The sequence below is a fragment of the Citrobacter sp. Cpo142 genome, assembly GCF_030332425.1.
GTDB lineage: Bacteria > Pseudomonadota > Gammaproteobacteria > Enterobacterales > Enterobacteriaceae > Citrobacter > Citrobacter portucalensis.
Genome location: NZ_JAOWHW010000129.1, coordinates 20,021 through 44,945, shown reverse-complemented (window position 1 = coordinate 44,945; position 24,925 = coordinate 20,021). Strand labels below are relative to the sequence as shown.

Here is a 24,925-nt window from a genome sequence, read left to right as displayed (position 1 = left end):
TTCTCAGAGGAAGACGCAGTTGCGCTTGCGCCAGAGAAGATAGCCGTAGTTTTTCTTCGTGTTCGGCGGGTTACGCCCCGTTTCCCAGCGCATGACCGTTCGGCCGAAGGGATGGCACTGCGCCACGTCCGGATACATATTCACCATCTGATAGCGCCAGCGCGTTTTGGGAATAATGGGTGACGGATACTCGAAGCAGACCTTTTTATCCTCCCCGACGCTCTCCATTATCTGACCCTGACGGTGCAGCTTGAACGCCATGCGCTCGCTGACCAGAACGGAAGACTGCAGGGGGCTGGACTCATTGCTCACCCAGCCGTTAAAGGGATACATTGACCCCTGCGATCCGGCACACCAGAACAGCGCGTCAACCGACGTTTTTGCTGCACTGGCCACCGCGTCGGCCGCACATGCGCCCTGCGCGATGGGGTTGGCAAAAATGACCGCCTCCGGATTCAGAATGGAGGTCAGGGCGCTGTCCCCCCATGTCGGGTCGATTTCAGACAGGTATCCGATATCCAGATCGCCGCCCTGCAGACACCCGAGGGAGGTGATGATATTGAGCCAGTACGTCAGCGGATATTTGTACCAGTGCACGTGGTAGAACGCGCCATTGACCTGTTTGTCATCTTTTTTGGCGGCGCCCATCCCCATTTTCCCGAGATTAACGGTGAATCCGCCGAGGTTCACCATGCAGCCCGGAGAACGTGCCACATCGGTCATGGCCATCGGCTCCCAGTACCCTATTGCCAGGCCAACGCGCTGAAATACCGGCGGTGGCATGGGACAAAACTGTATCGGGCTACCGGGATTGGACGTGTCCGGTAAATCCCCGCCCGTGACTTTTGTGCTGCCGAGCGACAGGGGGAACATGCAGCGCCAGCAGATATCAGTGATCGGATTGACGAAGCGCCCTTCGCAGGCGGCGTCCGCCGCTGCCATGTGGCTGTTACCCCACAGAAGCAGCCCGAACAGAGAGACGGTCAGCATTTTCACCGGACACCTCCTGCATCATGCTGCGCCATATCGGGCGGAATGATTTCCACCTGCAGGCGCTTTCCGCTGGGTGCCGCCGTTACCCGCGCCGGCACCTGGCTTATGCCGAACCGGGCGGTCAGCACCCCGTTCTGGTCGAAGAAAATGCGGCTGTCGAGCTTCTCCGACGTCTGCGGAATGTTGCCCTGAACCAGAATGATGCGGGTGATCAGGGTGTCAGGCTTCTGTCGCTGTACCCACGCGAGCTGCTCCGCATCGTCGCCGTTGATAAACAGCAGGGTTTCGTTAAACGGCACCACATCAAGCGGATTAAAGACCTGCCCCGCCTGAGCAAACACGTTGCCCCTGTCGTCGGCAAGCGCCTTGTCCACCCGCACGCTCGGGTCAAACCAGCGCCGCTCGTAGCGCACCGCGCGGGTTATTCCCTCAACGGCAGGCGGGCGCTGGCTGTTGCGCACCACGCGCGCCTTAAACTCCGCCATCTTTTTGTCCATCTCGCCGGACTGCGCCAGCGTCTGCAGCCGGCTTTCGATAACGGTCAGCATATCCGGCTCCGCCACCGGCCAGAGATCGCCCCACGTCCCGAGGTCAGCGGCCGTCACGCTGCCGGTCAGCAGCGTCAGGCCCAGGGCAAGGGCGCGCATCACCCCCCCTCCTTCATCCGGCGGGCCACGTCAGTCTGGATTTCACGCGTGATATCCGGCGCCCCCTGCACCACGGCAGGTGCGACAAGGATGAGGGCACGATGGCGGACCTGCCAGTCCCTGAGGCTGGCCTCCAGTGACGCGTTAAAGCGGTCTGAAAGTGCTTTTGTCTGCGCCTCGTCCAGTGAACGGCGACCGGCGCTGTCAAAGAAGGCATCCACCGTGGATTTCATGTTGAAGGCCACAACCACAGGACGGTTAAGCTGGCAGACCAGCCAGCTGATGCCTGCGCCCGCAGCCAGCGTGCCGGCAATCAGCGCGGCGTTAATGAGTACGTGTTTTTTCATGAGATGGTCTTCCCTTCATGCTCGTGAAGCCAGCGCTCCAGCGCGGCCATTTCCGGCCCGGATTTTTTCCACGCCAGCTCCCAGACGGCTTCGTGAATACTCAGCCCTTCCCGGCGTCGCTGCTGCAGAAACTCAAAGTCCGGACCGTCCGAGGAGTACATTGCCCGGCTGAGCGGATCGACGAACAGGCGGTGCCAGGACGTCAGGTGCTCAACCGACAGCATAAAGCTGCTGAACCAGTTGTCCTTCGCGCTGCCAAAACCTTTAATCATGTCGCGCTGCAGCTGCGAATACTGGTCCGGGTACAGCTGGTTGTACTTGGCGAACTCTTTGGCGGACTGCTTGAGGATAATTTTGTAGGACGAGTTACCCCATGCCGCGCGGGCGGCGCTGGAGGCCGTTTCCGAGTCAAAATCGACGATGTTCTGCGTAATGGTGATGTACGAACCTGTATGGCGGCGGGCGGTACGGTAGCCCTTCTCGATAAACGCCCCGACCTTGTTGTTCTTGAAGTCCAGCAGGCGCCAGCCTTCGTCTATCACGTTGAGCTTCTTCAGGCTGCGCGGCGTGCGGTACATGCGGTTCTCAATGTAGAGAATGAGCGAGAACATCACCGCCACCAGGAGGGACGGCCTGTCCTCCAGTCCGCCGAGCTCAAGCACCACCATCCGGGCTTCGTCCTTCAGGGACGGTTCGTCGGAGTTGAAGTAGCTGCCGTACACCCCGTCGCGGGTGTACTGGGTCAGCAGTACCACCATCTCATCGAGGCGGCTGCGGATGGTTGGCGATCCGCTGTACTCCTCGCTGTCGCGGGCCATCATCAGGTAGTCCACCACGTCGTCAATGCGCGCCTGGTTTTTCTTCGTAAGCCAGGTGGCCTTCACCGCCTTGAGCAGCAGACCTTCGTGCACCTCGTCCAGGTTGCCGTTGGGGCTGGCCATCACGGACAGCTGGTCCCGCAGGCGTTCGGCCATCTCATCGATGGTATCGTCGGTGACGTTAGCGAACGGATTAAACTTCAGCGTCTCGCCGTCGAGGTAGACCCCGCCCATGTTCTCGCACAGGGACTTGTAGCCGTCGCCCATGTCGAACACCACGGCGAAGCCGCCGGAGTCGATAACGCTGCGTATCAGGGGCTGGATAAGCCCGGTTTTCCCTGCGCCGGAGGTGCCACACACCGCCATATTGAAGTTGGTGTTACCCATGCCGCGGCTGAACAGGTCGATAAACGCCAGCTGGTTGCGGTAGGTCGGTGCCAGCAGGCCGGAAGTGGCCAGCGGGCTGTCCGCCACCACCGGCATCAGATTGGCGACATTAAAGCTTTCGGCGCGCTGCAGCACGCCGGACTCGCGCAGCTGCTTAAAGAGGCCGCCGCCCGCCATAAACGGCAGATTCACGAGAAAATTGCGCATATGGTTAAAGCGCGGGGAAATCAGCTCGAAGCCATTTTTACGGAAGCTGTTCAGTACGTCCTGCTCGACCTTCAGCGCAGTTTCCTGGTCATCGCGGCAGAAGAGGGTCACGTTCAGAAAATAGCTCACCAGCGAGGACTGCCCGGACGACAGGCGCTGGCGCAGATCGCCCCACTCTTTTGCCTCCTGCGCCACGCCCGGGAAGAACTTGGCGTAGCTGGTCTTGGACTTCTTCTCAAGATCCATGAACTTCAGGTTGGCCTCGTTCTGCGCCTTTACCTGGTCTTCCACGCTAAGGACCAGCGTCAGGATAAACGGGCACGAAACGGACAGTTCCGGGTTGAGAAGGTTGCTGTAGTTGTCGGCCATATTCCAGAGGAAGGCCAGCTCCGGATTTTTGGTCAGCTGGAAGTTCATGATGCGCGCGGTGCTGTTGCGACCGTTACCGCGCAGCCCCAGCGTCATGTAGTCGGCCTTCACCTTCAGGTCAAAGGTATCGTCCACGCACTGGTAGTTCAGATCCTTGAGCGGGTCCAGTTCCCGTTCGGTGGGATACAGCGCATCCGGGTTGTGGTTAATCATTTCGCCCGCAATGCGGATAAAGGCATCCGCATCCACGCTGCGGGTGGCTATCTGCGCCCCCTGCAGCGAGGCGCGGATGATTTTGACCTGGTTTTCCATCTCCATCACGCTGGCCTTACTTCCGCGCTTACGGGGGACGCAGCAGGAGATGTACACCCGGTAGTTACGCAGGGTCAGCGGCAGGTTGAGGTGATCGGGCAGCGGGAACCCTTCTTCTGCGGCCCTGAGATAGTAGGCGCGGGTGATGGCGTTGAACGTATCAGCCTTTTCCCCCGTCCATGAGAGCTCGCGCAGGCCATACTCGATATCCTGACCCACCAGATGGCTGGACACCAGGTGAACGGCCACCGGCACCTCGCGGGGCAGCTTGGTGCGCATCAGGTTTTCCAGCGACGAAACGATAGTTTCGTTGGCGCCGTTGATGGGCTGCGCCTCGAGCATAAAGCCCATCGTCTTTTCGTTCATGAAGAGGCCGGTTTCCGCATCGTAGTCGCGGTACGGCAGCACGCGGCTAAACTGCGGGAAGCGCATCTGCCCGAGGACATCGTTCGCCTCAGAGGACGCATCGGGCATCTTCAGGGCCGTCAGCAGCGAGTTGACCGTGCGGGTGACGGAGTCCAGCGGATTACTCATGATCCCCCTCCTTTTTATTGTCGGCCGTTTTGACCGCTTCCGTCGCAGGGGCCGGGCGGCTGGCGGGGATACCGTAGCGAAAACGCACTGAGCGCATCTGACCGTACAGGCAGAAATACGGACGGCATCCCATAAGCAGCGCCGCCCCTGAAAACACAATGGCCATCACAATCCACAGCAACTTAAACGCACTCAGCGCCCCGTCAACATGACCGGCATATCCTTTAGCATCGGTGACGACGCTGCCCCGGTCATGGCAGACGGCAGAGGGAGCGTCATGCAGCGTGAGGCCGGAGGACTTGTTCTGCGGAGCAGGCGGTATAAAGGGTTGTAAAGGTTCATCACGGCAGACCGCAATACGAAACTCGCCACTGCTGACGTTATGCGTGACGGCCATAATTTCCTGCGCCATCGCCTCTCCGGGCGTGGTGTTATCCATCCACAAAAGCATGGCAACCAGCAGCATCAGCGTGGCGGCAGGCCAGATAATCAGATAGTGAAAAGCCCAGGCAAGCCATCTAAGGCAATACAGCAGGACGGACAGAAGCTTAAGCATCATTCCCTTTACCTCCGGGATTCAGCGGAAACCAGACGCTGCAGTTGTGTCTGATAGCCTCCGCCAGCCTCTCCCCGTCCTCTCCGCTGTACAGCGCTTTAATCCGGCTGACGTCAGACTTCGCCAGGAAAACCCTCATCTGCTGTTTTGTTACGCTCATACCTGAGCCTGCTTTACCCAGGAACAGACAGTGCCCACGCTGCCGTTGCATTATGTGTTGAGAAATCCCAGCCTTCCCGTCAAGGGCGGGAGCGCTCTGCTGAGACGCTGAAAGCCAGAAGTCGCGCTCTGCGGCATTAACACAGATGACACGCATCCCCATCGCCTCGCAGCAGGCCGCTATATCGTTAAGGTGGCGGGTCTTACCCGGACCGCTGTTACTGTTGGTTGTCATGATGTTCGTCTCCTGGTTTTTTGCCATCGTTCTGAATGTCTTTGCGCAATTCACACCAGTCGCGGAGTTGTCGTTCTGATAAAAAGGTCCGCATAACCTCAACGCTGATGGCTGTCTTACCGCTACCGGTTTTCCCCACGACCATCACATTGGTTTTTCTTCTTCCCATCGGTCACCTCAGATACTGTTTTTCTCGTATTTCCAGAACCCGCTGGCATTCCGTACAGGTACGTACGCCCGGGATGGCCTGCTGCCGCCTGAGGGGGATGCGATTGCCACAGCATTCGCACCGGTTGCGGCTTTTGCCCTGCAGGCAGGATCGCTGCCTCGCGGCCTGTATATGAAGCTGGTTCAGCAATTCGTCCTGCTCCTGCAGGAGATCGAGTTCGTCTGCCATCAACGCTCCCTGCTCACACTGTCCGGACACGCTACCGCCCATCCCTTTTTACGTTTCAGGGCACGCGTGATAACGACAGATTGTTAAAATGGGTGCCACACGCGGTGGCGGTTCAGGTTTCAGTTAACGCGTGGGGTTCCCCACGCTGAGGGTTTCACAACAAAAAACACCCGCGTCGGCTGGTGATAAACGTCCTGCGTATCGATATAGGGCGCGATCCACAGCCCGGCCGCCTTTTCACCGACGCGAAGCGGCCTCGGGTCCACGATGGACTCGCGCCCTGGCGGCGACACAGTAACCGGCGTGACCGTGGAGAGCGGCGCCCGTGAGGCTGAGTGCGGCTGCGGGCGGGGGAGAGTCGGTATACCCGTCAGAGGTGCATTCCTGGATGCGATGGCATGCACCGGTTCAGCCGGCAGCGTCAGGGGCTGCACGGACCGGGTCCGGAAATTACCCTCAGCCAGGCGCGGCAGCGATGTCGCACCCGGCTTTACCGCGCTGGCCTCCTCCAGTCGTTTGGCTTTCTCATTGGCCTGCTCGATGGTCATGCAGGTATCGGATGTCGTCGCGTTACACTCAAAATCGCTCGTTGTACCGGCACATCCCGACAGCGTCAGGAGACTGGCCAGTGTGAGCGCAACAGGCACTGTCTTGTTCATTTGCGGTTCCTTTACGTGGGGTTATTGTGAGTCGGCCTTCGGCATAAACTGGCTCTGGTTAAGCCTGCCCAGCTGGTTGAGCATCTGGTCGGTACTGAACCCGTTCATGCCGCCCTGCGGGACTGACGGCGGCGGAACCGGGCTGCGGTCGTCGCCCTCCGCTTTGCTTCTGTCATTCTCGTGCGCCAGCTCTTCAATGGTTTTCAGCTGAAAACCGTCCTGAAAGACAACGGTCACTTCGTTACCCGCCCCAATAGGAATGACGGGGTGGTACTGCTCTGCGCGTTTGATGTAGTAGTCGCTGAGGGTCTGGGCGGCTTTGGAGGCGCCTCCGCCAATCCCCATCTTCATCACGTCACCCGCGCCGAGTGATGCCGTGGCGCCGAGGCCGACCGAAGGCTGGGACGCGGTCTGCACGCCCTGACCGATGCCGTCAACAAATCCCGCGCCCCATGCCCAGCCGAGGATTTTGCCGTTTCGCATCACCACCTCGCCCTTGATGCCGTTTTTTCCCCGGAAGCTCACGTGCCCGGCAATGGGCTGGTCGATGGTGACGCCGTGCTTCAGGCAGCTGATGTTGCGGGTGCGTACGATGGCGCGTTCGCTGGACACGTCGCCCCAGGCTTCAAGCCCGATGAAGCAGCCGGTCAGGTCGTAGCTTTTGCTGTTGGGCATTTCCACCCTGCCCGTAATGCGCAGCTGCATCGGCACCGTGGACTCGTTACCGGTTACGGAGGCGTTGGCGTCAGCCCCCTCAATCAGCATCGATTTGGCGAAGCTGCCCGACGGGATGTACGGCAGGGACGGACCTTTACTCTCGTCGCTGTGGGCAAAAGACTGCCGGCGCAGCTGGTTGGGTACGGGGATGGGCTGGTACTGCACCTGCGCCGGCGGCGTGACGCCGTTACCAGGATAGAACGCGGTCGGCGGCGGGACGGCCCCCGTCTGCGGCGGGAAACCGGTCGGCTGCGGCTCACCTTCAGGCCCCGGCGCAGGCACTGGCGGCTGCGGGGCCGGCTCACCCGATGCGGTGACGGGTTTCGCCCCCAGCGCGCTGACCTGAGCGGAAAGCGCCGCATTATCCTGACTGAGTTTGTCAATCTGGTGCTGATAGCCTGCCTGCCCCTTGCTGAGCAGCTCAAGCTCGCGGCGCATTTCGGCATACTGCTTCTGCATCTCGGAGGCCGTAGCCTGCATCTCGGTCGTGGCATGCTGCTGCACCTTCTGGTCAAAGGTGCTGTCCACCACGCCGGTCATATCGGGCGCAGGCTCGCCGGCGGCTGCCGCATCGCTGCTGCCCTCGTAGCGTGCATCCGCCAGATACCAGCCGCCGCCGCCCACCACGCCCACGGTCGCCAGCACGATACCCAGCCAGATAAACTGCTTGCGCTTCACCACTGAATTAATGCTGGCCATCAGCCGCACCTCCGCTGCTGATAATGAAGACCTGCAGGGCGCCGCCCGCCATCAGCTGACGCGAGGCTTCACCAAACAGCACGCCGCGAATGCCGCTCTGCCAGAAGTCGCTTTCCGCGATGTTGCGGGCCATCCCGGTATTGTTGGTGACGCGATAGCGCACCACCTTAAGGTGATTACCCACCCAGACGCGCTCGGGGACTGCAGAAAGTCCGGCGGGAGCGTTGAGGGCTTCATGCGTAACGGGGATAGCCTGCCAGCCGGACGGAAGCTGCCCGCCCAGCAGATGCTGGCTCAGGGAAACCAGCGTGGCCTCGTAGGGGGAAGACTCTTCCCAGGTGCGCGCCGCTTCACCCGTACCGGACAGCTCGCTGACCAGCCGGATGGTTCGCCCCGCGCCCGCACGTGGCACGGCCTGTACCGAGAAGTTGAGGCCGCGTTCGGTTTCCAGAATGAACGTGAAAGGCTTTTTGTTGAGGGTGCTGACAATCACACCACCGCTTGCCGTCTGTTCCTGACGCGTCAGCTCACCGTCGAGGCTGGTCAGGGCCGTCACGCGGTCACCTGCGACTGTAAAAAGGTTCGGGTCGGTATTGCTGACCGCGATGCTGGCCTGTCCGCCGTTCGTCAACGGGACAATCGTGGCAGAAAGCGCAGCGGGTGCGGCGACCGTCTGACCGGAAGCGAGCATCAGCAACGCCAGCAGCGCACGGCGACTATTTTTGTTCATCGATGATTTCTCCGAAGTGACTGAGCCAGCTGATGCCGTCCTCGCGCTCGAACTTGAGAACGTACTGTTTCAGCTCGGGATACGGTTTCGAGTCGCCTATCCAGGTCTTCAACTGGCCGCGTACGTCCACGCGGCTGCTTGCCGGGTAAACCTTCACGCTGGTCATATAGAAAGACGAGTTAACGTTGTTGTCCTTAATGCGCTTCGCATCCTCAGCAAGCCGGATTTTCAGCTCGTTCTGCGCTGCGGGTTTGACATAGGACAGCAGCTGCTCATGAGAGGCATCAACGGTTTCCGGGGTAACATTGAGGCGAAGGGCGATAAGCGACAGGGCCATCTGTTGCAGGTAGGAGGCATCTGCCTGGTTCTGCGACACGGCAAACGGCGCGTTGAAAAGCATTGGCGTGACGATAGACTTCTGCTCATTCTGAAGGCGGTAGTTGTTGACGGCCTGAATAACATTGGTGGTGATGCTTCCCAGAATAACCACCCCCATGGCAATAAAGCCGATGGCAATAACCCGCTGTGTACTTAATCGTGCTCCGTGTTCCATCTGATTATTCCTGTCTATTTAATCCACTGGCGGTAGCATGAGTCGGGTACATCATGAAAAATCCCCCTCAGCAGTGAGGTCGGCATATACCAGTAGACCAGGTCCCGTAGCCATGAACTGCCCCGCCCTTTTTTGAGCTTTTTAATTCCGAGATAGGCCAGTACGGCAGCGATAATTCCGGGGATATAATGCTGGGTCCAGAATCCCCACCCCAGGCAGACAATCGCCGGAATAAGCTCATCCACAGGAAGGCCAAACCAGCGGCTCTGATTCGTCAGGGTTTCGGGAAAGCGATATTTTTTGAGAGATTCATCTGCCATATATGTTCCGTCTCCGGTACAGCTGGCAGTATGGAAATACCTGCCAGCCGGATTACAGGCAAAGCCCTCCCGTGAATGCTCGTGAAGGGCATTCAGAATTAAACCGGAATTTAATAGTCGGAAGTGGCTCTGAACGGCTGTCGCTGGATATCAGTATCCTGCGACAGACATACCTACCGTGACGAATACGGACAGGATCGCAAAGCCCGCCAGGAACTTGAGGTTCTTGGTCGTCATATACATCACGGCGCCCACCAGAACTTCGGCAAGAATAACCCACTTAACCACGCTGGAGTCTTTACCAAATGTTCCTTTAACGGTTGCATCGCCGCTGGACATCAGATCTTTACCCGCAGTCGAGGCAAGAACCGTATCAGGGAAAAACGCAGCAAGGGCTGCGACAGGCAGGGCAAACTTCAGCGCTTTGAGTAACGGGACTTTGCTGAATTTTTTCTTTGCAGGGGTCGCGGGTACAGCGTTAATAACAGACACATCAGTCATATTCATTAATCCTTTAATTACACCGGATAGATTTGTTGAAATAAAAATCCTAAGAAACTAATTTTGTGACTTGGGTTCAAGATTGTTTGGGATCACCTCCGCCATTTCAGAGTTATAGAAATCAGGGAATTTTTCCAGGTGGTCACGTAACCGAATCAGCGCTTCAGCTGATTTAGAACGACCACTTCTGTCCTTCGCCTTCAAAATAAGAAGATCGGTTTGTGGGTCAAGGTAGATCGACATAGTTACCGTTGGGCCACGAAGCCTGTGACGTCTAATCATGTTTTCCCTCTCAACATATTCCTGCGTCAGGATAGTGACACATTGAATACAATTTATTCAATACGCGAAAAATTCCACTATATTTTTTACATAAATTTAACATTCAAAACCTTAAGAACAACCATTCTCACCTTTCTGTATACGTCCATTCTCATGCAGTAGAATCTGAAGTCATCGTAATCAATAAAATATTTCGCAAGCTCACTCTTCACACTAGAAAGTCTGCTTGAAATTGCTTTTTCAGAGACACCTAAATATTGCGCCATCGTATGAAGTTGAAAACCAAGAATTGAAAAACATAACGTAATCATCTTTTTATTCGTCAACCCTGATATAAAAATATCAAAATCAAACTCATCATTTTTTATCCTATTCGAGGTATTGAATAAAGCTTGATAATCCGGGAAGTAATTAATAAACCATAAAGCATATAATTCTTTATTTACCATACGAATTTCAACACGTAACTGATAAAACTCACCATTCAAATTAAAAGTTCTACAAATAGCTGTATCAGGCCCCATAACAAAGGCCTCCAACTCAATTGTCGACAAATCAAGCTCAACTTCATCAGGATCAAAACTGACACCTGAAAAACACTTTGATAATGGGTGAAAGAAATCTAAATATGCATCATTTTTATATATGGGGTTTCTGGATTGATTCCGAATGCAAAAAGGCAAAGGTGAGTACTTATAGAGCGCATCAAAACGCTTCACAATATCATCTAATGATTGACTTGATTGGGAGAGATCTCTAGGATCGCGCGGGTGCATTGAAGCCTCCTCTGAAGGTTTCTGTGTATAGTCGGTACACCCGGGGGTCTAGCCCGGTGTACCGGCGACCCGCCAAACTGAATGGCGAGCATCAAATTTTACTTATGTCTGCATAAAATATATCAATTACTGACGCCAAAGTCACTCAAAAACAGCAGATCTAAATCCTATTTATCAAACATTTTCAGCTAATTATCTTGAGACTCTTCCTCCTGGGGGAAGAATTTTTCAACAATCTGTTGCACATCTTCACGTATACACGTAACCATATCCCTGAAATCAAATTTTTCATTTCCTGCGAGATGCGGACTCAGCGACTCCATCGCCAGGAGCTTGCTGACTATAAATTGAGTTTTCATTACATTTTCAAGAATAGTTTTATTATAGAGCGCCTGATTAAAGGAAGACTCTTTTCTTTCCATTTGCGCTTCATAGACCCGAAGACCAAGTTCGACCAGCATTGATGCAATGCTCGAAAAACTTACATCTTTATCTCTCGCTCCTTCAGCGCGACGTTTTTCAGCGATTACTCTTATTTTCTCTGACACTTCATCGCTTACATAGACCTGAACTCTGGCCATAATTTTCTCCTTATTTATAGTTCCAAAACTTCTGTACCTCAGAATATTTTGAAAAGCTAAAAATGCACGACTCGGCACAAACTCCCTGCCAGAAAACAGACGACTTGCATGCCGACACACACTGTAAAAATTCACGACTCGAATATAGACTCGCCGTAGTCATAACTCAATGGATTTATTAAAAATAGTCACAAATGACTCTGAGTAGAGTTTTTACCGAGTCGAATAGAACTCGCTACCGAGTCGTTTACACACATTAAAATAAATTATTTCACATTACTTTTTCACTAACTGCATGATTTGAATACCCAATCAGAAAAACTTTAATTTTGCGTGGGGTGTGGAGCTTTTGGTGGTGAGGAGTGCATATTAGTTGAGTCTGGGCATGGGATGGGTTAACGTATTTCCGGCATGGTGCCCGGAGGGAAGAAATGAAACGGATTGCTCTTACGTTTTTAATGTTGGCTTTTTCTGGAATGTTGAACGCTGCTGATTGTTTTGATCTGGCAGGAAGGGATTATCATATAGATCCGGATCTGCTTCGGGCAATCTCCTGGAATGAATCGAACTTCCGCACATACGTAAAAGGCTACAATCCTGTTTCGGGTTTTGGCTCCGGACTTATGCAGGTGGACTCCCAGCACTTTAACGAACTGGCTCGTTATGGAATAAAACCGGAGCATCTTCTTTCCGATCCGTGTATGAATATCTACACCGGGGCTTACTATCTTGCAATTGCATTCAAAAAGTGGGGAGTCAGCTGGCAGGCCGTGGGCGCTTATAATGCAGGTTTCAGGAAAACAGAAGAACAGGCGCAGAGAAGATATGTCTATGCCAGAAAAATTGAGGCAACATATCGGGCTATAAAGAATAATAAAAATGCAGCGCAGACTCTTGCAAAACAGTAAAAAGACCTCAACAGGAGGTCTTTTTATTCATCCAGTATTTATGTCGTCAATCAATAGCCCGATAAATTAAATCTGCTTCAGGGTGTTTTATGATACTGATGTAGTCTTTCAGTGCATCCTGACGAGCGACGAGGTGTTTACAGACTTTCGAATATTCAGGCCCCATATCTGCAACCTGCCAGGACAACCAGTTCATGATCATCAGGGTCGCAATAATTCCGGCAGCATCGGCACTGACCTCTGCTTCAAAGTAATTACCGGGAATAACCATGTTATAGCGCTGTTCACCTTCCGGTGCGATATATCCGGTTTGCGTCGTGGTGAATCTGACACAGTTCGGAGCAATGTTTCCTCCGGTGCCCTGCGGAATAATCCAGTAATTCCAGAAACCGCCATCATAATCTGAATGCTGACGTAACCAGCTGGCAATCATGTTATCAGCAGAAGGCGTAAAAAAGAGCGCAGGAATAAAATCCAGACGTTCATCACCATCTGTAACAGAGTAGCGCTGGCGTTCATCGATCTTAAATTGTTCGGCTGATTCACGAGTGGCGGTTTTGACGTTTAATGTGTGCATTCTGGTTTTCTCCTCATTGGGTTATTACATCGTTCGACTTCATCACTGAGCGGCGAAGGGCAATGAGCAGCTGACAGTAAGGAAATAAAGGGGCGCGCAGCGTTTATATACCCCTTTATTTCCTTACTGGCTGATGCTAAAAGCAGCCCTCCGCGAACTGATGAAATCGGGCGATAGTCACACCAGGAGAATGCACACATCCCGTAACGGAAAATCGGCGTAAGACGAATTACCGTTACGGGCTTCAGAGTGGGGGTAATTTATTACCGCCACGGTGAAAGCGGCGCATCCATTCGGGATGCAGCAAGCGTGAATTTGAATTTACGTCAGGATGGACGCCCGAAGGGCGGAGACGGTTTACCGGCTCCGTTCACGACAGCCGTGTCCCTTCAGGGACGACGCCCGGAAAAGAAAGGATAATATCCATATCCGCGGCAGAATAATAAAGACCATCGCCAGCAGGAGAATGAGGAATATTAACCACCTGACCAAAAGACAGGAGCTTCAGACTACCACGCGCCGGAATAATGCAGGCAGCGCGTCAGCGCAGCCTGCTTATTCTGCGCCGCAGGCGCGCGGCCTTTGATGCCACGAAAGGCAGGACACTCCCCTGCCCTTCTGGATAGCTATGCAGCGTCATTTATACAGCGCAAAAAGTCGCGCATGGCACTGATACGGCGCTGATCGTCCAGCCGCTTACCAAAGTTGTTGATGTAGTACACAGGCGTATACCGCACCCTGTTTAACTTCATCGTCAGCGTATTGCCCGTGACCACCTCGGCAGGAATACCCAGCAGGGAAAGCTGAATAAACGCCATATCGGCCGCAACAGAATCAATATCGATGCAGCTTCCGAACATATGTTCAGACGGGTTATAGCCCGCCTCCAGCAGATATTCCGCATACGCCACAATCATTCCCGCCGCACCGCTTGCCGGATCGCTGACGGTAACGAATCCCTCACGGCGTATCGTTTCGTCGACGTCCGGCATCAGCAGCCTCGCCAGCAGTGACTGGACGTGATACGGCGTGAAATACTGTCCGTTGCGGTCGTCGCCAAGCTCAAGCTCCATGAAGATCGCGCCGAGGAAGTCGTGGAATTTGGCCTCCAGTGCGCAGACCATCAGGCAGAAAAGCGTATGCAGGTTGCTGATATCACTCTCGCTGTACTTCGCGCAGATTTTGCGGCTCTGCTCAATATTCTCTGGCGTTCTTATCCGCGCCATATCCAGCTCGCTGGCGGCCAGCGTGATAAAGTCGCTGAACACCTCCCAGCGGCGCAGGCTGCGGGCGGTATCCCTGAACACGCTGATAAACTGGCGGCGGGCCTGGTCGATTGTCATCATCCGGTGCAGTATCGGCTGCGCATTCACGGTGGGCAATACGGGTTTAGCGGGTGTTAAGGGTGCGGCTTCTCTCGCCTGATCAAAGAAGCTGGCAAAACTGAGTTGAGACATATTTCCTCCTTAAATGCCGCCCCGTAAGGAGCGGCTCAGTTATCAGTTAAATGCCCGCTTCAGTTCGAGCGTGCGTAACACCTGCCCCCACTCACTCCCGCGCATGGCAGGAATACGAACGGCGCGCCCCTTCTTCCGGCAGTGCGCTATGTGACGGCCCAGCGCCCGCATTTCGGCGCTGATGTCGTCACGGTCGATATCACTGCGTTTAATACGCACCTGTTTTTTTACGGGTGCGTTTTCCGCCTCAAGCATCTGGACATACAGGGCGGTCGGTGTAACAATCGAAACTTCACTGAATTGCATTGGTTTGTTCCTTTTGGTGAAGGCCGGATTAATCGTTGCAAGCGGGTAAATCCGGCGGGATATGGCAGACGAAAGTCTGCCTTTTTCATTTCTGGCGCTGCACTCCCTCCTTAACGCGTGCCAGAATCTCCGCGTGGTCAAGGTTGCTGTAGTCGCACATCCGGTAATAACGGATACCGATCCGCGCGTAGATTTCGGTCACATTGCCGCAGACCATTTCCGCCAGCATGAAGGTTTCACACTCGCCGTTCTGACTGCTGCGCCAGTTCATCGGGTACATCAGCCCCAGCGCATCATGGAAGGCGTGTACGTCGATTTCGACGGACGCGGTCAGATATGACTTTTCGCGGCTCAGCCAGTACGCGCGTTCGGCCTCACTGGTCGCATAAATACCCGCTTCAGCGCAGGATTCGGTCAGATTTAAGTGCATGGTTTATCTCCTTCTGGTTAATGGCGTTGATATTTCGCCGTGGTGGTTATTCGTCGAACGTGATGCCGGAAAAATGCGCCATCAGGTGCAGCATGTCGGCAATCTCGTCGACTTTCTGCTGAATGGCTGGCGTGGCTTTCAGGATGCGCGTGACAGCGGTTCTGAGTTCGCCCATATAGCGGTTTGCAGACTCGCCCAGCGCCGTTTTGTCCGTATTGCTCTGGTACTTCATCAGGGCTTTACTGACGTGGTTTTGCAGGGTATCAAGTTCGCTGAGCGCGCTTTTCTCCCATGCGTCAAAGCTGAACGTACTGTTCGTGTTGCTGTTGCTCATAATGTTTCTCCGGTGTGACTGGCGGCATCCCCTGCCGCCAGCCGGTTAAGTAATCAGTAATCCGCCGCCAGCTCGATCATCAGGTCAGCACATTCACCATCGGCACGTTCTTCTTCCGCAGTCGTCAGCATGTAACCCCGTTTCGCTGCCGCCCCCATAAACGCCGGACGGTCTTTCAGTGGCAGTTCTGCCAGGTAATGCATAGCCATACCCAGCAGACGGGACTCATAAATCTCGTAGTGCAGGCCACATCCCCGGTTAGCCTGTATTTCCATACGGGCCAGCACCACGTCCGCGCGAATAACATCGAACGGGTTACGGGAATGGATATTGCGCACAAAGCCATCAGTACGCAGGGACGAGGTTTTCACCCATCTTTCGGAAGATTCTTTGGTGGCGGTTTTGACGTTGACGTTCTGTGTGTTCATCCTGCTTTTCCTCCTGTCTGGTGGTTTATCCATCTCTCGGTGAGTTCCCTGGCGGCAAAGGGCAAAGGAGCAACGGCGGGGCGGCAGGAGAAGGGCGGAGACTAAAGTTTTTGCGGTCCCTCGCAAAAAGTTTTGGCGGAGTGCATTTCACCCTTCGGATGACGACACGACGGTGCTACGACAAGCCCTCCGCCCGGGGACTTAACGGGAGAGGGCTCGCCAGAGGTACGGGGAGAGGATGAACACACCCGACACGGCGGAACGACGTGGCGTCACCTGAGTGCCGGCGGCTTTATCGCCGGCATGGTGAAAGCGGCGTGACCGGAACGGTCACTGCGAGCCGGTGTTGACGTTGCGACAGTGGGATGGAAGCCCGTCAGGGCGGAGACGGTTTACCGGCTCCGTTTACGACAGCCCCGGTTCCCGTCAGGGAGGTCGCCCGCAGTCATGGCCAGTGACCCCGTCAGACAGCAGGCAAATTTGAAAAGATGATACAGACAACTGCCACCATAATTCGCAGCGTTCGTTCTTCAGAGGTGATTCACAGCAGGAAATTACAAAGCGTGAGGACCATATAAAAGAGCAGTTATACCGCAGGCATAACCGCTCTTTTTACTTTCCTGCCCTCACGCTGGCGTATAGTTTGTTACCTTCGCCTCCAGTACACCCAGCCACTGACCAGAAGCAGAACACCGCTCAGCACCGCCAATTTCATCGGGGTTATGATCTCCCCAGAATTCCAGCTTGTATCCGATACCCCCAGATAAAAAACGCCAGACCTGAAGCCACAATTCCCCACTTAAGGAGAAACAAGAGCACGTTGTCCAGCATACCTGGCGGATCGCGCCAGGTGATAACCAGCGCAATCAGGGCACAGATTGCCACCCCGGCATAGTACGCCGTGCTTCCGAACATCTCCGGCGCCGCGTAATGTATGACCAGCGTAAACAGGCCATTTAACAGCGCGACCAGTATCCAGTATCTCATCTCTAAATTATCCCTTTTAAGCACCCTGCCGACCGTATTCTGGCAGGATATGATATCAGACTCAGTGAGGCGACTTTCCCCGAAAATAATCCGGTCGCACCGTCAGTTCCCGCTCAATGAGTTCATCTGCAAACAGGGGCGCGATCCTGTTAACACGACGCGCCAGATTCCGTCGCCGCGTGGCCGCCTTTCGCTCATCGCTCCAGCGCCTGATCGGCCGTTCATACAGAAAATCAACGCAGACAGCATATCCGGCTCCTGCCACCCACAGTGACATCACGGACTCAGGGGCTGGCTTCCCGGCCTCCACCACTTCTGACGCCAGTTCAGGTTCACCGGGACAGGGACCGGGACGCTTCCAGCGCAGCGAGTAACGCCACTTCATACCTGACTCCGCGCTGTCAGCTTGTTGGGTACCATCCAGCGCTCCAGCTGCCGGACAGATCCCGGACTTTCCCTTGCCAGCGCATTCGTTTCAGCCATCACCGTCCAGAAAGGCTGACTCTCCATCGTCCAGCGCTCCATTGGCTCCAGTGACGGGAAACGCTCGCTCCAGCGCCAGAACATCTCTTCCAGGTCGTACTGGCGCAGTTCAGTCCCCGACCAGCGTGCGCTCCAGCTGCTGACCGTTTCAGGCGTATGGAATGCCAGCTCAATCTCCGCCTGCCCCGCCAGCGCCTGGTACGCCTGCTCACGCTGGCACCGTTCTTTGTGACGCTGTCGGGTGTATTTTTCATCCCGCAGGGCGTCCTGACAGCGAACCCGCTCGGTCTGCTGAAAGGCCACCTCCGGAAAGAGGCGCTGACCCGCACCAACGGGAAGCGGCAGCCAGCAACGCGTCCCGCGACTTTCAATCAGCGCATCGATGGCACTGAGCCAGCTGTCCCTGCTGCCCCGCAGCTCCCGCGCCGTCAGCACCGGCGCAAAATGATGGATTTCCCTGATAGTGATGCGCGTGCTGCCCGTGAGCCGCCGGAAAAAGGCGCTGGCATACGGATACATCGTGGACACCGCGCCGCGCGACCGCCGGCGTTCAACCTCCGCGATGGCCTCCATCGCGGCGCGTCGCTCAGGGCTGAAGGGAACCAGTGACAGGTTTGCAGGTATCATGCCGCGCCCTCCGCTGCCAGAATACTGATGATGCTGGCCTGACTGTATCCGTCCGCATCGAGACGCGCCGTCAGGCTGACGGTGTGGCTGACAAGCTCCGGCTGGTAGCCGCTCAGGGTACGAATGACGGAGAACGGGCGACCGCTGGCGGGCACGAACACCACCATCCACGCCGGACTGATGGCACCAGGACTGCACACCGCAATATGGTAATTGCCGTGCGAGGGGGTAAAGCGTATCTGTACGGGGAAGAAGCCGCCGAACTCGCTGCGGTACTCGCCGTTCACATCCCAGTTTTCAGGGCAGGACAGGTCACGCATGACGGCGTGGGTCAGTTCGCGGCGGAAGTCTTCGCCGCTGTCCCGCCAGTCCTCAAACTCATCACAGGACATCGTTTTCAGTACATCGGGGGTCAGAATAGTGCGCATGGGTATCTCCTTATCGCCGCCCCGCAGGGCGGCGCTCCGTTATCAGGCGGCGTGTGCCGTGTTGGTGGTGTCGTTGTCAGGGCTGTCGGTATCTGAAGCCGCGTCGTCTGCACCGGATTCACCCGCTGACTCCGGTCCTTTGAGCCATGCCGGAACCCAGCGGGTGTGCTGCATAAAGTGCTCCGCATGCGCTGCAGCATCGCCCTTCTTCATCTTCTCCGCGTCACCCGCCGCGCCCGTCAGCCCCGCCTCTTTCAGGGAGGCGACAATCTGCGGATGTTTCAGGCTGCCGAAGTAGTTGTCCTTCGTCGGCTGCCACCAGTCGCGCAGGTGGAAGCCGATTGCCGCCTCGACCGCATCGAGGGTACTGCGCGAGGTGTGCCCCATATCGCGGGTCTGCACCCCGTCAACGGAACAGGCCGTGCAGAAGGCCATCAGCGACATCAACACCCCGCCGTCAAGGGCAAAGAAGGTGGTGAAGTCCTTCTCCCACCCTTCCGGCAGCAGGGCTTTCAGCCTTGCCCGTTCGGTCATCAGGATGTTAAACGCTGCGCCATCCTTACCGGACGGGGCGTTCTCCGTCAGGCTGCCGTGAGATACAGTGAGGCTGATACGGAACGGATGCGTCGTGGTCAGGCAGCCCGAGAAGACGCAGGTACACATGCGCCAGACCATCAGCGCCACCGCCTTTTCGGGCTGCTGCATCAGCGCCGCCTGGACTGCCAGCGTACGTTCGGAGGTCATTTTCGTGAGCAGCGGAACACTGATCCCCTCTGCGGCGTCGGGCTGGCGTGAGGTGAATGGCACCGTTACGCTGCTGGTTACGGTTTCTTCAGGCATATCCGCTTTCAGGCGCACACAGCGCTGCACGTACACCTGCCCTTCGTACAGGCTGACCATCACTCCCGCGCCTGACTTCATGTCGTCAGTCCACGCGCTGGCTTCTGCCGCCGCCTGAATGGCGAGGATGTCCGCTTCGATCGCATCTGACTCGTCGCAAACGCTGTCATATGTATCGTACTGCTCCCGCAGCGCACCAAGACGCTGCTGCTGCTCAGGGGTGTACACCGGATCGGGTTCAGCAGGCTGCACGAACTCCTTACCGTCTTCGCCGTGGTACCAGATGCGGGCTGCGCGTCCGCGACTCCATGCCCAGCCCTCCCGCTGCTGAATGTCCTGCGCGATACGCTCCAGCTTTTCCTGCACCAGACGCTCAACCAGCACGCTGTCAGCCGTACCGTCGCCCTCGTCCTGGCTGAACAGATCTTCACGGATGTAACCCCCTGCCGCCTCGTAGGCATCGCGCCCGATAAAACGAAATTTGGCGTTGTCGGTGCGCATCTCGGTTTCGGTAATAGCGCGTTTAATCAGGTGTGCGGGCGCGTTTGACCAGCTGGCCTTCACGTTTTCGAATACCTCGACCTGACGGGCAGGATCGTCCTCGAGACAGAGCGCCTGACACTGCTCAACGGTCAGTTCGTCCTGTGCAAGCTTCTCCATCAGGGAGGGGGCGAGGTTTGCCAGCTTCAGCATGCGCTGCACGTGACGGGAGCCGAAGCCGAGCGCGTCGCCAATCTGCGCGGGGGTTTTGCCCTGCCCTGCCAGCGTACGGAAACCTGCAATCTGCTCGGCGGGATGCATGGCGGCGCGCTGCTCGTTCTCGGCGACGGAGGCAAGGGCGGCAATGTCGTCGGAAACACGCTTCACCATAACGGTATGGTCAGCAGCGAGACGCCCTTCCTGCGCCAGCAGTTGCAGGGCAGTTAATCGGCGGCCACCTGCGGCCACGCCGGATTGTCCGTCCGCGAGGGTGTGAACAATAAGGTTCTGCAGCAGTCCGAGCGTCTCGATGGAGTCGGCCAGACCGCGAACGCTGTCCACGGAATAGGGGATGGAGCGCACGTTCAGCGGGGATTTAACGAGATCGGACAGCGGAACGTACTCGACCGCAGCGGCCTCAAGGGCGATCTTCAGGGCAGCCTCCTGTGCCTTCGTAATTTTTTTGCTGCTCGCTTTTTTGGGTGCTTTTGCTTTAACATCGGTTACTGACATAGTTGATACCTCACTGATTGATGATTGTCCGGCCCTGCGGAGTTACCGCTCCGGCAGGGCACCTTCTTATTTACTGCTGTTTACGAATACCGTAACGTTCGATGTAACGGTTGAGCCATTTCCCGGCATCCGCTTCAAAATTCCACGCGCGCCAGACCATTACGCCGTTCTGACGAACGACCAGACGAAAATGTGTACCCTGATCGTCCTCAATTGCCACGTTGGTGTACTGCGCCGCAACGACCTCAGCCTGTTCGCGGGTAAAGGTGTCGTCGGGTAAAACCGCCAGCGCCTCGCTCATGTTGCCCCTCCTTCTGAACCTGTTTTGCTTTTAAAAAACCATCACCCATTGAGTTGCCGGGGCCGCGGTTTTGACGTTTTGCGGGGACCTGCTGAACGCCCCCGCTGGTTGTTACCTTCACCCGTTTGAGAGCCGTTCGCCGCAGGGGCGTAAACCAGCGCGGGCGATGGCGGATGTCCGGGGCGCGGTTTACCGCGTGCCATTTACCCTGGACAGCTGACAGCGGCTGTGCTTGTCTCAGCCCCGGCGAAAGGACTCAAAAGGGTGAAAAAACCAGGCAAGGAATGAGCAGGAACCCGCCGCAACGACGGAAAGCGCGGGCGCGAAACGGCGTTGCCCCTTACAGCCCGGCGGCCGTTGATTTTCGCCGGGGTGCAGGGAGCGCAGACCACGGCGCGACAGAGGCGGCGCATCCTGATAAGGATGCTGCAAGCCCTGGTGTTGCGTCATGGGATGGAAGCCCGAAGGGCGGAGACGGTTTACCGGCTCCGTTCACGACAGCCCGCCCGGACGCCCGCAATGAAAACGGGAACGGGCAGAAAACAGAAAACGGGAGGATAAGAATGGATTACATGCGGCTAAAATGATGGCTGACGATCATCCAGCTTGATGCCAGCCGGGAACATCAGGAGCGAAAATGCTTTTCTTTTCTGTACTGCACAACGCTATACCAGGCCGAAGCCAGGAAAGCAAAAACGGTGATCAGCACTCTTAATTCGTCCCCCGGTTCCTTCCCCTTCAGCATCAACATTATGATGATGCCGGCAACGATAATCCATGCAACGCCACTCCAGAGACGCAGTTTATCCGCCGCGACATTAATCAGGATAAAAGCAACGGCCAAGATTCCCCCCCATAGAGCCGGTACAGGCTGAAACGGAATAAACAACAGGTTAATACCGGTTAAAAGAGTCACGGCTGCAAACATCAGAGAAATACGCATAAAATATCCTCCCTGGACACACTGATGATAAGAATCACTTCTGCTGCTCATCTCCGGGTTTATGATATTCGGGCGCATTTGCGCGCGGCAGCTGCTGACTGTTCTGCCGATGAACGTCAAGCCGTTCACGGAAATACTGGCGAAGATGTTCAGGCTGTTCCCGTTCAGCCAGCTCCGGCACCACGGGCCTGTTCATCCTTTCCTGCCAGGCAACGGCAGCGGCGGCTTTATCGACCGAGACCTTATCCTGATCTTCTTTTGAGAAAGAGGCGATATTCCACTTCGACATATGCATCACCGGTCTGCTTTACAGGAAGATATCCCTGATAATACGCACATTCCCGGGCAACAGCGACTGACAATGGAGAGGAGAGTGCGCGGCGCCGCAGGCGCGGCGAAGTTTCTCTCCGGCAGGCGCAGCCTGCCCGGGTTTTCGCGCGGGCTGACAGGCGCCCTCCGGCCGGACGCCTGCCATCATGTTTACTGGCCGTATCCGTCCTGTCGTATAAACTGGCCGCAAAGGTAAACAGCGCTCTGACAGGTCATGTAGTAACATATTTCGTCGATCACCTGTTCTGTCCGAAGCGCCGACTGCCCATTCTCGCGGCGGCGGGCATTAATAAGCGCTTTGTACTGTCGCAGGATCTCGCGGGTTTCCGTTGCAAGTTTCATACGTTTTATCCTTAACCGGCGGGTTTCCCCGCCGGACATTAATCAGTTGCTGAAGACATAGCCGTCATGGAACACATAGCCGCTGCTGAACAGGTCACGCGCCCAGGCTTCAAAATCGAAATAGCTGCGCAACGGCTCCGGCACCTCATTTAACAGGCCGTTGTCCTCCACCATCTCCCGCGCAAAGTCCTCCTCGCTTTCCGCCTCGCCCCGGTACGCATCATCAAACGCGTCATAATCACACTCGCCAGTATACTCCGCCCAGGCGATAAAAGCGGCTTCCCTGCCCTCTTCTTCGGCGCGTTTGTAAGCGGCGATAAAATCCCAGTCAATGGAGCATTCAGAGACGAACTGCGACGGGATACCTTCCCAGTCCTGAAACATAAACTCGGCATCCCATTCATCGGCATGCAGCGCCTGACAGGCCTCGTAAAAATCCTCCCTGCCGTCAAATTCCGTCAGATCAAACCATTTGCCGAAAATGCTGCCGCAGTTGTATTTGTGATACGTGCCCACGTAAACAGCGGGTGTGGTGGTCGTAGTGCTCATAAAAAATCCTCCCTAGTCGATGTCGTCTGAGTTCCGGCTTACGCCGTGCCGACACGACAGCCGGGCGAAAAGCGGAGGATGCAAGGGCGTCACCGAAGCCGCAGCGCAGTAAAAAAGCAGGAGCAGGCTGGACGGTTTGACGGCGAAAACTGAGCCGGAAAACGACGGGAAGACGGCGGATAATGCCTTTGAAATAAACTGCGACCGGGTGAAGGTGACGGCGTTTACGCTTCCCTTGCATCAGCCGCGGCCCGGCTACAGTAGAGGCACGGCGTTTGCCGCAGGCCGCACGGGACGTTACTCAACGCGAAGCCGGAACAACGTGGAGGAAGAGCCGTAAAAGCGGAGCCGGCGACATCCTTATCCTTCGTGCCAGATTCAGGGGGCCGCCGCCCCCTGCTGTTCGCTAAACTGGCCGGATTGCTGACAGGGCATTGCGGACAAGACTGATTTCTGCACGCGCTTCTGCCATGACCTCATGTAACAGGGTTAAATCCATCCACCGGCGCGGAGGCTCGCCCGGAATACGCAGCACATCGCACATCTGGCCACATGCCAGGATTTGATCCACTTTGTCGCTGATAACAAAGAACTCGACGCTACTGTAGCGTGCCCCTTTGTTCAGGATGGCATCGAGCACCACCGGCAAATTGTCATCATCGTCCAGCCAGCAGGGCATATCATTTTCCTTCACAACCAGACGGAAGTTTCGGGTCTGGCGATAAAACAGCGTTTCCCCGCGCGTGTTCAGTGCCGCCTTTATCCGGCGCGCATCCTCCCATACCTGCCGGGATACATCCCGCACGGCGCGGGACAGGCAATCCGTTACAGCCTGAATCTCCGGCTCCGTCAGCCATTCCCCGGCCCAGGGGAAAGCTATCTGTGTTCCGTCCTCCGGAAGCTGCGGCGCGTCGGCATAGCGGCTGCCGGATAAAATAATCTGCGCTGGCGTCCCGGATATTTTTGTCATGGCACTTTGCAGCTCTGCGGGTACGTCACCGGTACAAAGCAAAGGCAGCAGATGAACAATATTTGCCGCATCCAGACGGACATAAATGCTTATCCAGCCCGGTTTATTGACCGGATCACGCTGATCAACATCGGTATGGTCAGGCCATCCATAATCAGCAATCAAATCGCGCGCACGGCGCATAACAAGGGCGGTTAACGTGGTGATTTCCTGCATAATGGGTTCCTCTGAACGGGGTCAGTACACGCCGCCCGGGCGGCGTGTTGATTTCAGTTTTTCAGTAAGGCGCGAACTTTCGCCGCATCAGCCAGGCGGCGGGTAACGCTTTCCGGGACCGGATGATTGCTGTCACGGGCGGTCCATTCCCTGTGCCATAACGCCTGTTCGGCAGTGGTCAGCAGGGTTTCAAGCAGGTCAGCCGGCACACTCACCGCCGCTGCGGCCTGTTTCACCTGTTCAATCAGATCCATCACCGCACCGGCAGACACGCCCGACTCAAGCCGTTGTTCCTCCGGAATGGCGTCCATACGCGCCAGTACCGCCCTTGTGTCCTGCTCCGAAACGGCATATTCCATTCCGTCGGCCAGTGCTTCGATATCCGCCGGGGACCAGATAATGAGGTTCAGCGGGGTTTCTGCGGGATACTGCTCACGCAACAACCGGCAGAGGGTTTCACAGGTTCCGTACATGTTTT

At 56.1% G+C, this 24,925-nt stretch carries 37 protein-coding genes and 1 pseudogene; 3 read left to right on the top strand and 35 right to left on the bottom strand.

Annotated elements, in window-relative coordinates; genetic code table 11:
• Positions 1-3: 3 nt before the first annotated feature.
• The 17 genes from traU to traM all read right to left on the bottom strand — a co-directional run bounded on the left by traU (position 4) and on the right by traM (position 11,779).
• Positions 4-990, bottom strand: coding sequence for a conjugal transfer pilus assembly protein TraU (traU, locus tag OGY18_RS17655; RefSeq protein ID WP_032160671.1), 987 nt, complete (start codon positions 988-990; stop codon positions 4-6).
• A 2-nt stretch (positions 991-992) separates the two neighbouring features.
• Positions 993-1,640, bottom strand: coding sequence for a type-F conjugative transfer system protein TraW (gene traW, locus OGY18_RS17650; protein ID WP_008324132.1), 648 nt, complete (start codon positions 1,638-1,640; stop codon positions 993-995).
• Complete coding sequence (gene trbI, locus OGY18_RS17645) at positions 1,640-1,987, bottom strand: type-F conjugative transfer system protein TrbI (RefSeq protein WP_008324133.1); 348 nt, start codon at positions 1,985-1,987, stop codon at positions 1,640-1,642. Before trbI ends, traW begins: the two co-directional genes overlap by 1 nt.
• Complete coding sequence (traC, locus tag OGY18_RS17640) at positions 1,984-4,614, bottom strand: type IV secretion system protein TraC (protein ID WP_008324134.1); 2,631 nt, start codon at positions 4,612-4,614, stop codon at positions 1,984-1,986. Before traC ends, trbI begins: the two co-directional genes overlap by 4 nt.
• Positions 4,607-5,173: a conjugal transfer pilus-stabilizing protein TraP gene (traP, locus tag OGY18_RS17635; protein ID WP_008324135.1), complete on the bottom strand. Its 567-nt coding sequence runs from the start codon at positions 5,171-5,173 to the stop codon at positions 4,607-4,609. The genes traC and traP overlap by 8 nt, the downstream gene beginning before the upstream one ends.
• Complete coding sequence (locus tag OGY18_RS17630) at positions 5,163-5,564, bottom strand: hypothetical protein (RefSeq protein WP_008324137.1); 402 nt, start codon at positions 5,562-5,564, stop codon at positions 5,163-5,165. Before OGY18_RS17630 ends, traP begins: the two co-directional genes overlap by 11 nt.
• Positions 5,548-5,733: a hypothetical protein gene (locus OGY18_RS17625; RefSeq protein WP_022652254.1), complete on the bottom strand. Its 186-nt coding sequence runs from the start codon at positions 5,731-5,733 to the stop codon at positions 5,548-5,550. The genes OGY18_RS17630 and OGY18_RS17625 overlap by 17 nt, the downstream gene beginning before the upstream one ends.
• Before the next feature lie 3 nt (positions 5,734-5,736).
• Positions 5,737-5,961 (bottom strand): TraR/DksA C4-type zinc finger protein, encoded by a 225-nt coding sequence (locus OGY18_RS17620; RefSeq protein WP_008324141.1) that lies wholly within the window; start codon positions 5,959-5,961, stop codon positions 5,737-5,739.
• Between the two features lie 119 nt (positions 5,962-6,080).
• Positions 6,081-6,620 carry a type IV conjugative transfer system lipoprotein TraV gene (gene traV, locus OGY18_RS17615; protein ID WP_008324154.1) on the bottom strand — a complete coding sequence of 180 codons (540 nt, stop codon included), beginning with the start codon at positions 6,618-6,620 and terminating at the stop codon, positions 6,081-6,083.
• A 21-nt stretch (positions 6,621-6,641) separates the two neighbouring features.
• Positions 6,642-8,036, bottom strand: a complete 1,395-nt coding sequence (traB, locus tag OGY18_RS17610; RefSeq protein ID WP_008324156.1) for an F-type conjugal transfer pilus assembly protein TraB — start codon at positions 8,034-8,036, stop codon at positions 6,642-6,644.
• Positions 8,023-8,766, bottom strand: a complete 744-nt coding sequence (gene traK, locus OGY18_RS17605; RefSeq protein ID WP_008324157.1) for a type-F conjugative transfer system secretin TraK — start codon at positions 8,764-8,766, stop codon at positions 8,023-8,025. The genes traB and traK overlap by 14 nt, the downstream gene beginning before the upstream one ends.
• Entirely contained in the window at positions 8,753-9,319 is a 567-nt protein-coding gene (traE, locus tag OGY18_RS17600; RefSeq protein WP_008324158.1) for a type IV conjugative transfer system protein TraE, read from the bottom strand. Before traE ends, traK begins: the two co-directional genes overlap by 14 nt.
• Before the next feature lie 14 nt (positions 9,320-9,333).
• Entirely contained in the window at positions 9,334-9,639 is a 306-nt protein-coding gene (gene traL, locus OGY18_RS17595) for a type IV conjugative transfer system protein TraL (RefSeq protein WP_008324160.1), read from the bottom strand.
• Positions 9,640-9,789: 150 nt separating this feature from the next.
• A complete protein-coding gene (traA, locus tag OGY18_RS17590) occupies positions 9,790-10,140 on the bottom strand; it encodes a type IV conjugative transfer system pilin TraA (protein ID WP_008324162.1) in 351 nt (116 codons plus the stop codon).
• A 57-nt stretch (positions 10,141-10,197) separates the two neighbouring features.
• Complete coding sequence (locus tag OGY18_RS17585; RefSeq protein ID WP_008324165.1) at positions 10,198-10,422, bottom strand: TraY domain-containing protein; 225 nt, start codon at positions 10,420-10,422, stop codon at positions 10,198-10,200.
• 86 nt (positions 10,423-10,508) lie between these two features.
• Positions 10,509-11,198 carry a hypothetical protein gene (locus OGY18_RS17580; protein WP_008324166.1) on the bottom strand — a complete coding sequence of 230 codons (690 nt, stop codon included), beginning with the start codon at positions 11,196-11,198 and terminating at the stop codon, positions 10,509-10,511.
• Between the two features lie 188 nt (positions 11,199-11,386).
• Positions 11,387-11,779, bottom strand: a complete 393-nt coding sequence (traM, locus tag OGY18_RS17575; RefSeq protein ID WP_008324167.1) for a conjugal transfer relaxosome DNA-binding protein TraM — start codon at positions 11,777-11,779, stop codon at positions 11,387-11,389.
• Between the two features lie 431 nt (positions 11,780-12,210).
• Here traM and OGY18_RS17570 point away from each other — a divergent pair, with 431 nt between their 5' ends.
• Entirely contained in the window at positions 12,211-12,687 is a 477-nt protein-coding gene (locus OGY18_RS17570) for a transglycosylase SLT domain-containing protein (RefSeq protein ID WP_008324168.1), read from the top strand.
• 46 nt (positions 12,688-12,733) lie between these two features.
• Here the strand turns inward: OGY18_RS17570 and OGY18_RS17565 are convergent, their stop codons facing one another.
• From OGY18_RS17565 to OGY18_RS17510, 12 genes are all read right to left on the bottom strand, one after another.
• Entirely contained in the window at positions 12,734-13,264 is a 531-nt protein-coding gene (locus tag OGY18_RS17565; RefSeq protein WP_008324170.1) for an antirestriction protein, read from the bottom strand.
• A gap of 626 nt (positions 13,265-13,890) precedes the next feature.
• Positions 13,891-14,607 carry an N-6 DNA methylase gene (locus OGY18_RS17560; protein ID WP_369700117.1) on the bottom strand — a complete coding sequence of 239 codons (717 nt, stop codon included), beginning with the start codon at positions 14,605-14,607 and terminating at the stop codon, positions 13,891-13,893.
• Positions 14,608-14,763: 156 nt separating this feature from the next.
• Positions 14,764-15,027, bottom strand: a complete 264-nt coding sequence (locus OGY18_RS17555) for a hypothetical protein (RefSeq protein WP_008324174.1) — start codon at positions 15,025-15,027, stop codon at positions 14,764-14,766.
• Between the two features lie 85 nt (positions 15,028-15,112).
• Positions 15,113-15,457 carry a hypothetical protein gene (locus OGY18_RS17550; RefSeq protein ID WP_022652252.1) on the bottom strand — a complete coding sequence of 115 codons (345 nt, stop codon included), beginning with the start codon at positions 15,455-15,457 and terminating at the stop codon, positions 15,113-15,115.
• Positions 15,458-15,503: 46 nt separating this feature from the next.
• On the bottom strand, positions 15,504-15,791 hold the full coding sequence (locus OGY18_RS17545; RefSeq protein ID WP_008324178.1) for a hypothetical protein: 288 nt from the start codon (positions 15,789-15,791) through the stop codon (positions 15,504-15,506).
• A 53-nt stretch (positions 15,792-15,844) separates the two neighbouring features.
• Complete coding sequence (locus OGY18_RS17540) at positions 15,845-16,219, bottom strand: hypothetical protein (protein ID WP_008324180.1); 375 nt, start codon at positions 16,217-16,219, stop codon at positions 15,845-15,847.
• A 720-nt stretch (positions 16,220-16,939) separates the two neighbouring features.
• On the bottom strand, positions 16,940-17,206 hold the full coding sequence (locus OGY18_RS17535; RefSeq protein ID WP_022652251.1) for a hypothetical protein: 267 nt from the start codon (positions 17,204-17,206) through the stop codon (positions 16,940-16,942).
• A gap of 61 nt (positions 17,207-17,267) precedes the next feature.
• Positions 17,268-17,591 (bottom strand): hypothetical protein, encoded by a 324-nt coding sequence (locus tag OGY18_RS17530; RefSeq protein WP_008324183.1) that lies wholly within the window; start codon positions 17,589-17,591, stop codon positions 17,268-17,270.
• Positions 17,588-18,316, bottom strand: a complete 729-nt coding sequence (locus OGY18_RS17525; RefSeq protein ID WP_008324185.1) for a plasmid SOS inhibition protein A — start codon at positions 18,314-18,316, stop codon at positions 17,588-17,590. Before OGY18_RS17525 ends, OGY18_RS17530 begins: the two co-directional genes overlap by 4 nt.
• Positions 18,313-18,744 (bottom strand): conjugation system SOS inhibitor PsiB, encoded by a 432-nt coding sequence (psiB, locus tag OGY18_RS17520; protein ID WP_008324186.1) that lies wholly within the window; start codon positions 18,742-18,744, stop codon positions 18,313-18,315. The genes OGY18_RS17525 and psiB overlap by 4 nt, the downstream gene beginning before the upstream one ends.
• Before the next feature lie 42 nt (positions 18,745-18,786).
• Positions 18,787-20,796 (bottom strand): ParB/RepB/Spo0J family partition protein, encoded by a 2,010-nt coding sequence (locus OGY18_RS17515; protein WP_286553804.1) that lies wholly within the window; start codon positions 20,794-20,796, stop codon positions 18,787-18,789.
• A gap of 70 nt (positions 20,797-20,866) precedes the next feature.
• A complete protein-coding gene (locus OGY18_RS17510; protein ID WP_008324190.1) occupies positions 20,867-21,097 on the bottom strand; it encodes a DUF905 domain-containing protein in 231 nt (76 codons plus the stop codon).
• Positions 21,098-21,167: 70 nt separating this feature from the next.
• Between OGY18_RS17510 and OGY18_RS17505 the strand changes: the two genes are divergently transcribed.
• Both OGY18_RS17505 and OGY18_RS27565 read left to right on the top strand, forming a co-directional pair.
• Positions 21,168-21,317 carry a hypothetical protein gene (locus tag OGY18_RS17505; RefSeq protein ID WP_165764090.1) on the top strand — a complete coding sequence of 50 codons (150 nt, stop codon included), beginning with the start codon at positions 21,168-21,170 and terminating at the stop codon, positions 21,315-21,317.
• A 64-nt stretch (positions 21,318-21,381) separates the two neighbouring features.
• Positions 21,382-21,605 (top strand): annotated as a pseudogene (locus tag OGY18_RS27565) (hypothetical protein); the annotation flags it as partial.
• Between the two features lie 117 nt (positions 21,606-21,722).
• On the opposite strand, the gene OGY18_RS17495 reads toward OGY18_RS27565, so the two are convergent.
• The 6 genes from OGY18_RS17495 to OGY18_RS17470 all read right to left on the bottom strand — a co-directional run bounded on the left by OGY18_RS17495 (position 21,723) and on the right by OGY18_RS17470 (position 24,920).
• Positions 21,723-22,040 (bottom strand): hypothetical protein, encoded by a 318-nt coding sequence (locus tag OGY18_RS17495; protein ID WP_022652250.1) that lies wholly within the window; start codon positions 22,038-22,040, stop codon positions 21,723-21,725.
• A 34-nt stretch (positions 22,041-22,074) separates the two neighbouring features.
• Complete coding sequence (locus tag OGY18_RS17490) at positions 22,075-22,329, bottom strand: DNA polymerase III subunit theta (protein ID WP_072200699.1); 255 nt, start codon at positions 22,327-22,329, stop codon at positions 22,075-22,077.
• A gap of 191 nt (positions 22,330-22,520) precedes the next feature.
• On the bottom strand, positions 22,521-22,712 hold the full coding sequence (locus OGY18_RS17485) for a hypothetical protein (protein WP_022652248.1): 192 nt from the start codon (positions 22,710-22,712) through the stop codon (positions 22,521-22,523).
• Positions 22,713-22,754: 42 nt separating this feature from the next.
• Positions 22,755-23,261 carry an antirestriction protein ArdA gene (locus OGY18_RS17480; protein WP_015062672.1) on the bottom strand — a complete coding sequence of 169 codons (507 nt, stop codon included), beginning with the start codon at positions 23,259-23,261 and terminating at the stop codon, positions 22,755-22,757.
• Between the two features lie 406 nt (positions 23,262-23,667).
• Positions 23,668-24,447, bottom strand: coding sequence for a YubG family protein (locus OGY18_RS17475; protein WP_022652247.1), 780 nt, complete (start codon positions 24,445-24,447; stop codon positions 23,668-23,670).
• 53 nt (positions 24,448-24,500) lie between these two features.
• Entirely contained in the window at positions 24,501-24,920 is a 420-nt protein-coding gene (locus OGY18_RS17470) for a DUF1380 family protein (protein WP_022652246.1), read from the bottom strand.
• Between the last annotated feature and the right edge of the window lie 5 nt (positions 24,921-24,925).